Below are 14,047 nucleotides of genomic sequence, written 5' to 3' on the forward strand. Positions count from 1 at the left end.
ATAATGAAAGTGAGAATTTATGGAATCAAAAGTTACAATTATCATACAAGAAATGTTACCCTTTTTAAACAATGAACAATTACTAGCATTGCGAGAGAGTTTAGAACGCCATCTAGTTGATGAAAAAAAGAAGCAGAAGCATTCGAATAATAATCTGTTGCAACTATTCATAACTGCTAAGCAGGTGGAGGGCTGTAGCGCAAAAACAATACGTTATTATCAGAGAACAATTGAAAATTTGTTTCATCATATTAAGGAGTCTGTGACACAACTGACAACAGATGATTTAAGGAGTTATCTAGCAAATTATCAGTCTGAAAAGGACTGTAGTAAGGCGAATTTGGACAATATTCGGCGTATATTGTCCTCTTTTTTTGCTTGGCTTGAGCAAGAGGAATATATCATCAAGAATCCTATTCGAAGGATTAAAAAAATTAAAACAGAACAAACTGTGAAAGAAACTTATACGGATGAACATCTCGAAATTATGAGAGATAATTGTGAAAATTTAAGAGATTTGGCAATGATTGACCTACTAGCATCAACAGGTATGCGTGTAGGAGAACTGGTCCAGTTGAATCGTTCTGATATTGATTTTGAAAACAGAGAGTGCGTTGTTTTCGGAAAAGGAAAAAAAGAAAGACCCGTATATTTTGATGCTCGTACGAAAATTCATTTAAGAAACTATCTCAATGATAGAAAAGATGGTCATCCAGCTCTTTTTGTAACGCTAGTTGGAAAAGCCCAGAGACTTGGAATTGCTGGTGTCGAGATTCGATTGAGAAAGTTAGGACATAAACTTGGAATACAAAAGGTTCATCCACATAAATTCAGAAGGACTCTAGCGACAAAGGCTATTGATAAAGGAATGCCTATTGAACAAGTCCAAAAACTACTTGGTCACAGCAAAATTGATACAACCCTGGCCTATGCCATGGTTAACCAAAGCAATGTCAAACATTCACACCAAAAATTCATCTCTTAACCGCAAATCCCGATTTAACGAGATGTTTGGGGATCCTATAAATAATGACAAGAAATTTGCAGTGAAAACGGGACAGCAGTGTTTTAAATTTTCAAGTGGAAAATTTCTTGATAAAAATGATAGAGTTTTTGAAGGTTACCCTGCCTATGGTGGAAATGGTATTGCTTGGAAAAGTCGAAATTATTTAATTGATAATCCAACTATTATCATTGGTCGTGTAGGTGCATATTGTGGTAATGTAAGAACTACTCACGGTAAGGTATGGATAAGTGACAATGCTATATATATAAAAGAGTTTAAAAATTTAGATTTTAACCTTATATTTTTATTAGAATTAATGAAAGTAATTGATTTTAGTAGATTCGCTGATTTCTCAGGTCAACCAAAGATAACTCAAAAACCATTAGAAAAACAGAGATATATCCTCCCCCCTCTTTCCCTCCAAAACGAATTTGCAGACTTTGTAGCTCAGGTCGACAAATCACAATTTGCTTGTGGGATAGTTATAAAACTGTGGAGAAATAGCTTGAAATCTAGTATAATATAGCTATCTATTTATTCAAAGTGAGAGAAAAATGGGAAATTTTGATTTTCTTTTAAATAACGAAGAGTATGAATCTTTTTCAAAGCCTTGTATAGAAGCTGAGAATATGATCGCGACATCTACTGTAGCTACTGCTTTTATGGCACGCCGTGCTTTGGAGCAGGCTGTTCATTGGATATATAGTCACGATTCATATTTAGAAGCTCCCTATCGTGCTACCTTATCTTCTTTGGTATGGGATGATGATTTTAGAGAGATTGTGGATCCTGAGCTCCATAGGCAGATTGTTCTTTTAATTCGATGGGGAAATCATGCTGCACATGGTGGAGAAATTAAGGAACGAGAAGCGATTTTGGCTTTGCATCATTTGTATCAGTTTGTCAATTTTATTGATTATTGCTACAGTAACGAGTTCGTGGAGCGTTATTTCGACGAGCAATTATTGCCACTTTCAGCAAACATCAAGTTTCGAGAAACGCCACAATCTATGGCGAAATTACAAAACAGTTTGTCAGATCTTCCTGATTTCGATGAACAGATGGCTAATCAGTCATTGGCTGTTCAAGAGACTTATACTGAAAAACGTGAAACAGCAGCTCTACGGCAAGATGTATCTTTCCATATCGATCAACTATCTGAATCAGAGACAAGAAAACTCTTTATAGATATCGATCTCCGTTTAGCAGGTTGGACATTTGAGGAAAACTGTCGTGTTGAGGTAGCCGTTCATGGTTTGAAGCATGGTACAGGAACTGGATACTGTGACTATGTCCTTTATGGCAAAAATGGGAAAGTTCAAGCAATTGTTGAAGCTAAAAAGGCATCTGTAAATCCAGAAGTAGGGGAGGTGCAGGTCAAGGAATATGCTGAAGCTCTTGAGAAACAAATCGGCTATCGGCCAATTTGCTTTATTACCAATGGTTTAAAGCACTACATACTTGATGGTGTTAATCGTCGCCAGATTGCAGGGTTCTACTCTCAAGAAGAGTTGCAACTGTTGATGGACAGACGTCACTTGCAAAAACCACTCGAGGATATTTCTAGCAAAATTAGGGACGACATTTCTGGACGTTATTATCAGAAACATGCGATTACAAGTGTCTGTGAAGCATTCTCCAATAATCGGAGACAGGCACTCTTGGTCATGGCAACTGGGTCTGGGAAAACCCGTACAGCGGTTTCCCTAGTTGATATCCTTTCGCGTCATAACTGGGTAAAAAATGTTCTTTTTTTAGCTGATAGAACTTCCCTAGTTAAGCAAGCTTATGATTCGTTTAGGAAATTACTTCCAGATATTTCGGTTTGTAATTTCTTAGAAGATAAAGATAGTGCTCGATCTAGTCGTATGGTTTTTTCAACCTATCCTACTATGATAGGAGCGATTAGTGATCAAGAAGAAGTAAATCAACGCCCCTTCACTGTTGGGCACTTTGATCTCATCATAATTGACGAGTCTCACCGTTCTATTTATCAGAAATACAAATCAATTTTTGATTATTTTGATGCACGGATTGTAGGATTAACTGCCACTCCGCGTCAAGATTTGGATAAAAATACCTATAGTTTCTTTAACTTGGAGAATGGTGTTCCAACATACGCATACGATTTGGAAGAGGCTGTAAAAGATGGTTATTTAGTAGCTTATCATTCGATTGAAACTAAGTTAAAACTACCAACGGATGGTCTACATTACGATGATTTATCCCAAGACGAAAAAGAATATTTTGATAGCCAATTTGAAGATGGTAGTTCTGAGAAAGATATTGATCCTGAGGATTTTAATACCTCTATTTTCAATAGAAAAACAGTCAAAATTGTTCTAGATGAACTAATGACAAGAGGAATTCAGACAGCTTCAGGTGACGAAATTGGTAAAACCATTATCTTTGCTAAAAACCATCGACACGCTGAATACATCAGAGATATTTTTAACGAACGCTATCCTGAAAAAGGAAGCGATTATGCTCAAGTGATTGATTATAGCATTAAGCATTATCAAACCTTAATTGATGATTTTAAAATTAAGGAGAAATACCCTCAAATTGCAATTTCTGTTGATATGTTGGATACAGGTATTGATGTACCAGAGGTTGTTAATTTAATCTTTTTCAAGAAAGTGCGTTCTAAAACTAAATTTTGGCAGATGATTGGCCGTGGAACCCGTCTTTGTAAAGATTTATTTGGCCCTGAGCAGGATAAGGAAAATTTCTTGGTATTTGATTATGGTGATAATTTTGAATATTTCAAAGCTGATCCAAGAGAAGGAGATGGCCGTCACATTGTTTCTCTGACTCAACGTTTGTTTAACATCAAAGTGGACTTGATTCGAGAACTGCAGGAGCTTCGTTATCAAGATGATCAGTTTGCTAGAGAATACCGTCAACAACTCGTCTCAGAACTTCATGAACGTATGGTGAGCTTAAATGAGTTAGACTTTAGGGTTCGTATGGTCTTAGATACAGTTTATACTTACAGAAAGTTGGAAAATTGGCAAAATCTAACGATCGTTACAAGTGAAACAATCCAGAAAGATCTTTCTCCGATTCTATTTGAAGAAAATAAAGAAGACGAGATGGCGAGACGATTTGATTTATGGTTGTTTCAGATACAGTTAGGACAACTGTTAGCTAAGCCAGCAACTGTCCATATATGTCAAGTTATGAAAACAGCTAAGGCTCTTGCTAGGGTTGGCAATATACCACAAGTTTTTGCACAGGCTGAAATTACCAGGAAAGTACAAGAACCTGAATTTTGGGAAGAAGTTAGTTTATCTAAGCTGGAAAAAATACGCCTTGCACTTCGAGATTTACTACAGTTTTTGGATAAACCGGAGCGCACTGTATATTATGTCAATTTTGATGATCACATTCTTTCCACTGTCCAAGATACTAAGCCATATTTACAAGTCAATGACCTGCGATCTTATAATGAAAAAGTTGAACATTATTTGAAAACTCATCTAGATGATGAAGCAATTTCTAAGTTATACCATAATGAAAAATTGACCTCTCAAGATTTACTTGCACTTGAAACATTGTTATGGGAAAAATTAGGTAGCAAGTCAGATTACCAACAACATTATGAAAATAAGGCAATTCCTAGATTGGTTCGTGAGATTATTGGTTTAGATAGAGAGGCTGCCAATCAAGTTTTTTCTAAATTTTTATCGGATGAGAGTCTCAATGCCAAGCAGATTTCATTTGTGAAATTGATTGTAGATTACATTGTAGAAAATGGTTGCTTGGAGACTAAAGTTTTAACACAAGAGCCGTTTAAATCATATGGTTCAGTTCAACTACTCTTTCAACACCAACTCCCTATACTTCGTAATATTGTCCAAACAATTGAACTCATTAATGATCGAGCTGGAGAAGCAGCGTAAATAATAAGAGGTTGTAAATGCAAACGCAAGATGAAATGAATGTTCTGGTACCAGAAAAATTAGTAGAAATTGAGCGTGATTACGATGTCACAGTTTTGTGGGCTATCGAGTCTGGTAGTCGTGCCTGGGGTTTTGAGTCTCCCGATAGTGACTTTGATGTACGATTTATCTACAGACACAAGCAAGATTTTTATCTCCGTTTAAATGAACAGCGTGATGTTATCGAGCTACCAATTGACGATACTTGGGATGTGAGTGGCTGGGATTTAGACAAGACTTTAAAACTCCTTTATAAGTCAAATCCAACACTGTTTGAATGGTTACAGTCACCAATTGTCTATCAACAAACGGATTTTATTGAACGCCTACGTCCCCTTGCTAACCAGTATTTTTCAGAGAAAAAATGCTGTATCATTACTTGAATACTGCTAGAACTCAAATGAATAAGTATCTTTCAGGAAACAAGGTTAAACCTAAAAAGTATTTCTATGCGCTGCGTCCCATTTTGGCCTGCCGTTGGATTGAAAAATACCATTCAGTTCCTCCAATTTTATTTGACGATTTGGTCAAAGAATTGCTTCCTGATGAGATGAAAGAGCATGTGTCAAGATCGCTTGATATCAAGGTAAAGGGACCTGAAGGTATGGAAATTGATCCGATTATGCCAATCCAATACTACATCATCAAAAATATCAAAGAGTTGGATGCATACGTTCAAAGTGTTAGTGAGGAAAAGAAAGAGTGGAAAGCTCTAAATCAATTTTTCCTTGAAGAATTAGGGCATGACTGAGGTTGTTTATGGGTAAATGGACATGTAAATGTGGGCAAGCAATGAATGACCACCAAGCGCCCGATCCAAATGCTTATTCAGTTTATTCGGATGAGTTGTTTGAAGAAATCATAAATAAAGCTGACGACCATAATAAAATTTCTTATGATGATATTTCTGAAGCGTCATTTTATATGTGGAAGTGCCCTGAGTGTGGCAGTTTCATGGTTTTTGGCGAAGACGGGGATGGAGCTCACTTTACTTTTTATGAGCGCCAAGAAGCAGAAATGGTTGAACTTAAACCTGAACCTCTCTTTGATCCGGCTCAAGAGTTAAATCTTGTTGTGGTTGAGTTTCAGGAGGGAGGGAATGGCTATACGTATATCTGTGAAGACCCAAATATCCATATTGGACATGCTGTTATTGTCCCAGTAGGAAAGGAAAATACTGAAAAAACTGCTCTAGTTGTACAGAAGTATCATGCCCTACCAAAGGATATCACTTTTCCTGTTGAAAAGTTAAAACGAGTCGTTCGTAGATATTCACATTTTGACCCACACACTTCAAAAATCGTTTGTAGAAATTTAATTAAGCTTGGAAGAATGCTTGATGCTTGCTCTAAAAATGTTAAACCTGCTAATCAGCAATATTATAGTATCAAAACTCCCTTAGGCTATTTCTGGTTAGAATTAAATGGAGTTCCAATTCCAATGAAAATTACGCAGATTCAAGTCAGAGATAAAAAGTACCAAGTTGATAGCGCCCTTTATATTAAGCCTTCAGAGATTAACTGTAGAAGATTCTATGAACTGGAATTATGTGCAGATTTTGATATTGATGCCTCGAGATGGATCGATGTTCTCTCGGATGAAAACGTTTGGGGAAATACTTGGGAACTAAATGGTCTTCAATTTGGTATTACTGCAGGGGAGTCTCCAGAATTTGAAGACGAAGTTGCAGCAAGAAAGTATAGTCGTGTCCCACTTTATTATGACTGGCACCCTGAATTTGAAGATTATTATGGTTTCAGTTTAGCTTGGAAAAAATACGAGTCTGATAGCGATTTGTCAATAGATTTCTATACAACGTAAGATGCAGGAGGATATGTATGAATCAAGCTTGGGATTTATTGTTTGAGGGTAAGATTAATGAGGCTAAAAAATTAGTTGAAGCTGATTTTTTATTAGAAACTTGCACAGATTTTAGTTTGTTAAATTTGATGGGATATATTTATCTTGAAGAGCAAAATTACAACGAGTGCTTAAGTATCTATCAGCGTTACATTGACTTAGCACGAACTAAAAGTGACCCAGAAAATGAACATATAGGCTATCATCAGTTAGCCATGGTTTATCGTGAAATGAATGAATTTCAAACGGCCCTTTTCTATATCGAAAGAGAGCAAAAAGTCATTGAAGAAGCTTTTACAGAGGATACCCTCAAATCTTCTGTTAACAATTATGAGCAAGGTTATTTACGATTAAAGCTAGGGAAAGTAGCAGAAGCATTCATGTATATGGAACAGTCCTTAAAACAAGCTTTGCAAACAGATGATTTGATTGCCCAAGCTTGTGCCTATAGAGGTTTAGGAGAGATTGGTTCGATACAAAATCCTGAAGAATCACATGAAAATTTTTTACAAGCTATCGCTCTTTTTGAAAAGGCAGGCGATCAGATTGGTGCTCAAGAGGTTAGAAAATTGCTAAATAATAAAAAGTAGCCTTGTCAGGCTACTTTTTATTAAAACACACGATAGACATAAGGATTTTCTGGTTTGTCTACTTTTGTGAAACTCTCAACCTCCAGTGTTGGGAGTTTTTGTTTGAGTTCTTTATGGTAGTGGAGGGTCAGAGTTCCTCTAGCGGTGATCCAAGTATTGTCAGGATACTGGCGTGAGTTTCCCTTGGTCAGGAGTCCATATACACCAGAGTCTGCGATACAGTGGATGATTCCAAAGCGAAAGAGGAACTGGCTATCTGGATGACTAGGATCGTTATAAACAAAGCCTGTAAACTCGATTTTCTTTCCTTCAAACTCTTGAGGGTAGTCATAGAGAACTTCCATGACCTCCATATAGTTATCGTCTGTAATTTGAATGCTTGGCTGGGATAGGTATTTATCAGCAGTTTCCCTCATTTCCTTTTCATAAGCAGATTTGGAAAAATAGGTACTGGTATCCGGTTTGAGGTATTGACTGGATGTGCCTTCGCTTGCCTGAATGACTGTGTTGATTCCCTCAGCAAGTGGGAAATGGTATCCCTTAGCAGACACGGTTCTTGAGTCCAAACTTACGGTAGGAAAGGCAACTCCAATCAATAGAGGTAGTGACAGTAACAGGATGCTGATTCGCCTAGCTTGACGACTTTCCAAATGGCTGTGAGAGTTGATTTTCTTAATCCAGATGTAGAATTGAACCAGAGCCAATAGAAGAGAAAGGAGCATGGAGATATAGACTAGATAGGAATAGTGGAGGTTAATGTAGTGACTGAGCTTGCCAGATAGCTGCAGATACAGAGTTAGGGCAAAATAACCCAGTAAAATGATAAATCGGATCATACCATCACCCCCATTATGTAAGAATAAAGCAAGACAAGCACTGTCACGATGCCCATGAATTGCCAGATGAAGCGCGCTTTGAGATAGTGCTTCATCATGATGAGATTTTTGATATCAAGCATGGGGCCAATGATAAGAAAAGCAAGGACTGGCGCTAGGCCGAAGCTCGAGAGGAGAGAAGCTCCGATAAAGGCGTCCGCCTCGCTACAAAGAGAGAGGAGAAAGGCTAGAAACATGAGCAAGAGAATCGCAAGGACTGGACTTGCGCTGATAGAGGTCAAGATCCGAGTCGGGACATAGACCTGCACGATAGCCGCAAAGAGACAGCCAAAGACCAAGTAACGCCCCATATCGAAAAACTCATCAATAGCCTGTATAAAGACCTGAAAGACCTTTCTAGCAGAAGTCAAGTGTGAAAAGTCATGTTCATGACAAGCGATAGGATTCTCTTTTTGAATGGCTTCCTTCCAGAAAAATCCTAGGAAAATCCCAAGCACCAAAGCAATCACAATAGCTCCCAGCGCTCGCAAGAAGGCAAATTTTATTGAATTGCCAAAGGCAGAATAAGTGGCGAAAAGAACGATAGGATTGATGATGGGAGCAGTCACCAGAAAAGGAACGGCCGTGTAGCTGGGCACTTTCTTTTCCAAAAAACGATTAATAATTGGAACGATTCCACATTCGCAAGAAGGAAAGAGAAAGCCAATGAAGGTACCAAAAAAGATCCTCCCCCAACGATTGCGAGGAAGAAACTCATAAACTTTATCAGGTGTGATATAGACCTCAATCAACCCCGAAATGAGACTCCCAATCAAGACAAAAGGAAGGGCTTCAATCATGATGGAGAGAAAAATAGCTCCTGCTTGTAAGATGCTAGGAGGAAGAGATTGGAAAACAGTCATCTATTTTTTCTTCTCAACTTTTTCTTTTTTGTTTTTGTCATCTGGAAAAGTGACTTGTGTTAAGTCAGGAAGTTTGGCGAATTCCTCAAACATCTTGTCCAAGTCATCCGTTTTTGTAAATTTAACAGCCATGGGCCTACCTCTTTTCTACATTCTACCTCTATTATACTATTATTTTGTGGAAATGGGATTATTTTGATAATCAAAGATGCAAAAACAGGTAAGGCAAAACAAGAGTTGTTCCTTATGGTATAATAGATTTATGGATAAAAAATATGAAAAAATCTCCCAAGATTTGGGTGTAACCTTAAAGCAAATCGATACTGTTCTAAGTTTGACGGTAGAAGGGGCGACGATTCCCTTTATCGCGCGTTATCGTAAGGACATGACTGGTAGTTTGGATGAGGTGGCGATTAAGGCTATCATCGACTTGGATAAAAGCCTGACTAATCTCAATGACCGCAAGGAAGCTGTCTTGGCTAAGATTCAAGAACAAGGCAAGTTGACTAAGGAATTGGAAGAAGCTATCTTAGCTGCCGAAAAACTAGCAGATGTAGAAGAACTTTACCTACCCTACAAGGAAAAGCGTCGGACCAAGGCAACCATTGCCCGTGATGCAGGGATCTTTCCGCTTGCTCGCTTAATCTTGCAGAATGTAGCGAACTTAGAGAAAGAGGCTGAGAAGTTTGTCTGTGAAGGATTTGCGACTGGCCAAGAAACCTTAGCTGGTGCAGTTGATATCTTGGTTGAAGCCTTATCGGAAGATGTGACCTTGCGTTCCATGACTTATCAGGAAGTGCTGAGACACTCTAAAATCACCTCGCAAGTAAAGGATGAAAGTCTTGATGAAAAACAAGTTTTTCAGATATATTACGATTTCTCAGAGACAGTTGGCAACATGCAGGGCTATCGTACCTTGGCTCTCAACCGTGGGGAGAAGCTAGGCGTCTTAAAAGTCGGTTTTGAACATGCGACGGATCGTATCCTAACTTTCTTTGCTGCTCGTTTCAAGGTTAATAATGCCTATATTGATGAAGTTATCCAGCAATCTGTTAAGAAAAAGGTCTTGCCTGCTATCGAGCGCCGTATTCGGACAGAATTGACTGAGAAAGCGGAAGAAGGGGCTATCCAACTCTTTTCGGACAATTTGCGCAATCTCCTCTTGGTTGCTCCGCTAAAAGGGCGCGTGGTTCTAGGCTTTGACCCTGCCTTTCGTACAGGTGCCAAGCTAGCTGTCGTTGATGCGACAGGGAAAATGCTGACGACTCAGGTCATTTATCCTGTCAAACCAGCATCAGCTCGTCAAATCGAAGAAGCAAAGAAAGATTTGGCAGATTTGATTGGTCAGTATGGCGTAGAAATTATTGCTATCGGAAATGGGACGGCCAGTCGTGAAAGTGAAGCCTTTGTGGCGGAAGTTCTGAAAGATTTCCCTGAAGTCAGCTATGTTATCGTCAATGAGAGCGGTGCTTCTGTATACTCTGCTAGCGACCTTGCTCGTCAGGAATTTCCAGAATTAACCGTTGAAAAACGCTCTGCCATCTCTATCGCCCGTCGTTTGCAGGACCCCCTTGCTGAATTGGTTAAAATTGATCCTAAGTCAATCGGTGTCGGGCAATACCAGCACGATGTTAGTCAGAAGAAACTGTCTGAAAGTCTGGACTTTGTCGTTGATACGGTGGTTAACCAGGTTGGCGTCAATGTCAATACAGCCAGCCCAGCACTTCTCTCCCACGTAGCTGGACTCAATAAAACCATCTCTGAAAATATCGTCAAATACCGTGAAGAAGAAGGAAAAATCACTTCACGCGCTCAAATCAAAAAGGTTCCGCGTCTAGGTGCCAAGGCTTTTGAACAGGCAGCTGGTTTCCTCCGTATCCCTGAAAGTAGCAATATCCTTGATAATACAGGAGTTCACCCAGAAAATTACGCTGCTGTTAAGGAGCTCTTCAAACGCTTGGATATCAAGGACTTGAATGAAGAAGCTCAAAGCAAACTCAAGTCCCTTTCAGCCAAAGAAATGGCGCAAGAACTAGAACTTGGACCAGAAACCCTTAAAGATATCATTGCTGATCTTCTCAAACCAGGTCGCGATTTCCGTGATTCTTTTGATGCTCCAGTTCTCCGTCAAGATGTCTTGGATATTAAAGACTTAAAAGTCGGCCAGAAGCTGGAAGGTGTGGTGCGTAATGTCGTTGACTTCGGTGCCTTCGTTGATATCGGAATTCACGAGGACGGCTTGATTCATATTTCCCACATGAGTCGCAAATTTATCAAACATCCCAGCCAAGTGGTATCCGTCGGAGATTTGGTAACGGTTTGGGTTAAGAAAATCGATACTGAACGTGAAAAAGTTAATCTGTCGCTCCTAGCTCCAGATGAATCTAACTGAGTACGTTCAGTCTGTTTCCCTCGAAGACTTTGGTAGACCTTTTACCCACCAAGCCCAGTGGAATTCTCGTCTACGAACGACAGGTGGGCGATTTTTCCCAAAGGATGGGCATTTGGATTTTAATCCCAAGGTTTATGATGAACTTGGTTTGGAGGTTTTTCGGAAAATCGTGCGCCATGAACTCTGTCACTATCACCTTTATTTTCAGAAAAAAGGATATCGACATAAGGACCGAGATTTTAAAAAACTTTTGAAAGAAGTGGATGGGCTGCGCTTTGTTCCCCCTTTGAAAGACCAAAGTACCTACCTAGTCTATCAGTGCCAATCCTGCCAGCAATCCTATCAACGAAAGAGGAAGATTGACACGAAACGCTATCGCTGTGGCGTCTGCCGTGGTAAACTCGTCATCTTAAATCGGCCTAAGGACTGATGTTCTTGGTCTCGTTTTATGCTATACTACTTGTAAGAATACCGAAAGAGGAAACAATCATGAATACAAAATTTTATAAAATGAGACGAAATCGTATGGTGTCAGGAGTTTTAGCTGGTCTATCAGACAAGTGGAAACTTGATGTAACCCTAGTCCGCTTTCTCTTCGCCATTTTTACTGTGGCAAATTTTGGAATCGGAGTGATTATTTACATCATCCTTGCCTCTATCCTGCCAACTAAGGAAGAGATTGATGCAGAAATGTACGGAACAGGACCACGCAAACGCAAGGAAGCCCAACCAATAAATGATGATGATGGCTGGTTTTGGTGAGTATGGTAGAAGCATGAACTTCGTCCAAGAGGACGAAGTTTTTTTAAATTTGTTAAATCAAATTCTGAAATGGTATAATAAATCAGTGAATACAATAATTTAGAGAGATTAATATGGCTAACGAAAATAAAACGTTTGAATTACAAAGTTCTGAAATTGACTTTGACTATGAACAGTTACTTGAAATAGAAAATTCTTTAGAAAATAACCTTAAGGATGTTGTTGAACACATAGAGCAACTTGATATAGATAGAGAAAAATTACAAAATAATGAATACCTTCAAGAATCTATTGAAAATATAGTTTGGGAACAAGTACAACTTCAACTTGCTGCCCAAATTGGTGAAGAGTTTATTAAAGAGAACAATGGTCAAACTCTAGATTTGCGAAAAGAAGCTCATATACAAACTGCTGAAAATTTTGAAAAAGGAAAACTAGCAACTCATAATAGAACTGTTGATCATCAAAAAATATACAATGAATGGCAAGATTCTTTTATACTGAATAAGAACGGAGAGAGAATTTTAAAAAAAGAAACTCGTAAATTTTTTGATAAAGGAAGAGATAAAGGTTCATCTTCAGTTCATAAAGATCATACTATCTCTATTAAAGAACAATTAAATGATATTGATTTAGTTGCATTTTCTACAAAAGAGGAAATTAAAGTTTTTGCTAATAGTTCTAAGAATTTACATGATTTAGATGCCTCAGCGAATATGTCTAAGGGTGACAAACCTATGTTAGAATTTTTAAATTCTGAAAGAAATGGACTAAAACCAGAGGAACGATTTAATATAGACAGAAGACAAGCAGAGTCTGATGAAAAAGAAGCTCGTGAAGGATATTCAGATTTTAAAGATAACGCTAAAAAAAGAGCAGTTGAATCTGGTAAAAAATCACGACGCGATGAGGCGTTAAAAGTTTCTGGAAAAGCTTTGAAAGCAGCGCTTTTACAGTTACTATCAGAATTTTTGCTAGAATTAATTTCAAAATTTATCTCTTGGCTAAAAGATACAGAAAGAAACTTATCAACTTTTATTGAAAAGATAAGAGAGGCCATTATTTCATTTGTAAACAACTTATCAAATCACTTATTAAACGTTGGTAAATCAGTGGTTACGATGATTGCTTCTGCGATAGTTGGACCAGTGATTAACACTTTTCTTAAAGCTTGGACATTTATACACCAAGGTTGGAGGTCTTTAAAAGAAGCGATTGATTATCTAAACAATCCAGATAACAAAGAAAAAAGTGTTCAGATTATGATGCTAGAGATAGGTAAAATTGTTGTTGCAGGTTTAACGGCTACAGGTGCTATTGTAGTGGGAGAAGCATTAGGAGCATCCCTTACGGCAAGTTTTCCAGTGTTGGCTATTTCTATACCACTTTTAGGAACAATCGGCAACGTTATTGGAACATTTATGGGAGCAACTTTATCTGGAATTATTGGCGCTTTTGTATTAAAAATGATTGATCAGCAAATTGTTAATAAACAGATTTCTGAACTAAGTTCTAAAAAAATTGATCAAAATAATGAAATGTTAGTAATTCAAGATCAATTATTAGATGTAAAGAGCACAAAACTACAAGTCGAAAAAGATTCTATTGTTAATACTATTAAGGAAAGACATGATATGGCTGCGTCCATGATGAAAGAAAAGCTATCAGATATTTTTGAAGAATCTACAAGAGACGAAAAAAGTGACTTTGATGAGATTGATGCATTATTACAAGATTTACTAGATTAAGGAGATA

12 protein-coding genes and 1 pseudogene are annotated in these 14,047 nt (G+C 38.1%); 10 read left to right on the top strand and 3 right to left on the bottom strand.

Annotation, left to right across the window (positions count from 1 at the left end):
* Positions 1-19: 19 nt before the first annotated feature.
* The 6 genes and pseudogenes from xerA (at position 20) to B7725_RS05595 (ending at position 7,400) form a co-directional block, all read left to right on the top strand.
* Positions 20-985, top strand: coding sequence for a site-specific tyrosine recombinase/integron integrase (xerA, locus tag B7725_RS05570; protein ID WP_084875025.1), 966 nt, complete (start codon positions 20-22; stop codon positions 983-985).
* Positions 951-1,532, top strand: coding sequence for a restriction endonuclease subunit S (locus tag B7725_RS05575; RefSeq protein WP_084875027.1), 582 nt, complete (start codon positions 951-953; stop codon positions 1,530-1,532). Before xerA ends, B7725_RS05575 begins: the two co-directional genes overlap by 35 nt.
* Before the next feature lie 28 nt (positions 1,533-1,560).
* Complete coding sequence (locus B7725_RS05580) at positions 1,561-4,911, top strand: DEAD/DEAH box helicase family protein (RefSeq protein WP_084875028.1); 3,351 nt, start codon at positions 1,561-1,563, stop codon at positions 4,909-4,911.
* Positions 4,912-4,928: 17 nt separating this feature from the next.
* A pseudogene (locus tag B7725_RS05585) lies at positions 4,929-5,701 on the top strand (nucleotidyltransferase domain-containing protein).
* 8 nt (positions 5,702-5,709) lie between these two features.
* Positions 5,710-6,771, top strand: a complete 1,062-nt coding sequence (locus B7725_RS05590) for a hypothetical protein (RefSeq protein ID WP_084875030.1) — start codon at positions 5,710-5,712, stop codon at positions 6,769-6,771.
* 17 nt (positions 6,772-6,788) lie between these two features.
* The gene (locus B7725_RS05595) at positions 6,789-7,400 is read left to right on the top strand and encodes a tetratricopeptide repeat protein (protein ID WP_084875031.1); all 612 of its coding nucleotides are present in this window, start codon (positions 6,789-6,791) and stop codon (positions 7,398-7,400) included.
* A 20-nt stretch (positions 7,401-7,420) separates the two neighbouring features.
* Here B7725_RS05595 and B7725_RS05600 read toward each other — a convergent pair whose 3' ends face one another.
* Genes B7725_RS05600 through B7725_RS10210 form a run of 3 tightly spaced genes read right to left on the bottom strand, consistent with a single transcriptional unit; the run spans position 7,421 to position 9,270 of the window.
* Positions 7,421-8,236 carry a TIGR03943 family putative permease subunit gene (locus B7725_RS05600; RefSeq protein WP_084875033.1) on the bottom strand — a complete coding sequence of 272 codons (816 nt, stop codon included), beginning with the start codon at positions 8,234-8,236 and terminating at the stop codon, positions 7,421-7,423.
* Complete coding sequence (locus tag B7725_RS05605) at positions 8,233-9,138, bottom strand: permease (protein WP_084875034.1); 906 nt, start codon at positions 9,136-9,138, stop codon at positions 8,233-8,235. Before B7725_RS05605 ends, B7725_RS05600 begins: the two co-directional genes overlap by 4 nt.
* The gene (locus tag B7725_RS10210) at positions 9,139-9,270 is read right to left on the bottom strand and encodes an SPJ_0845 family protein (RefSeq protein ID WP_000268697.1); all 132 of its coding nucleotides are present in this window, start codon (positions 9,268-9,270) and stop codon (positions 9,139-9,141) included. It abuts the gene before it with no gap.
* A 130-nt stretch (positions 9,271-9,400) separates the two neighbouring features.
* On the opposite strand from B7725_RS10210, the gene B7725_RS05615 reads away from it, so the two are divergent.
* The 4 genes from B7725_RS05615 to B7725_RS05630 all read left to right on the top strand — a co-directional run bounded on the left by B7725_RS05615 (position 9,401) and on the right by B7725_RS05630 (position 14,040).
* Complete coding sequence (locus tag B7725_RS05615) at positions 9,401-11,530, top strand: Tex family protein (protein WP_084875036.1); 2,130 nt, start codon at positions 9,401-9,403, stop codon at positions 11,528-11,530.
* Positions 11,517-11,960 (top strand): SprT family protein, encoded by a 444-nt coding sequence (locus B7725_RS05620; protein ID WP_001054538.1) that lies wholly within the window; start codon positions 11,517-11,519, stop codon positions 11,958-11,960. Before B7725_RS05615 ends, B7725_RS05620 begins: the two co-directional genes overlap by 14 nt.
* Positions 11,961-12,019: 59 nt before the next feature.
* Positions 12,020-12,292, top strand: a complete 273-nt coding sequence (locus B7725_RS05625; RefSeq protein ID WP_084875038.1) for a PspC domain-containing protein — start codon at positions 12,020-12,022, stop codon at positions 12,290-12,292.
* Between the two features lie 113 nt (positions 12,293-12,405).
* Positions 12,406-14,040 carry a hypothetical protein gene (locus B7725_RS05630; RefSeq protein WP_084875039.1) on the top strand — a complete coding sequence of 545 codons (1,635 nt, stop codon included), beginning with the start codon at positions 12,406-12,408 and terminating at the stop codon, positions 14,038-14,040.
* The last annotated feature ends 7 nt before the right edge of the window (positions 14,041-14,047 follow it).

It is taken from the genome of Streptococcus oralis subsp. tigurinus (genome assembly GCF_002096275.1).
GTDB classification, from domain to species: Bacteria; Bacillota; Bacilli; order Lactobacillales; family Streptococcaceae; genus Streptococcus; species Streptococcus oralis_CN.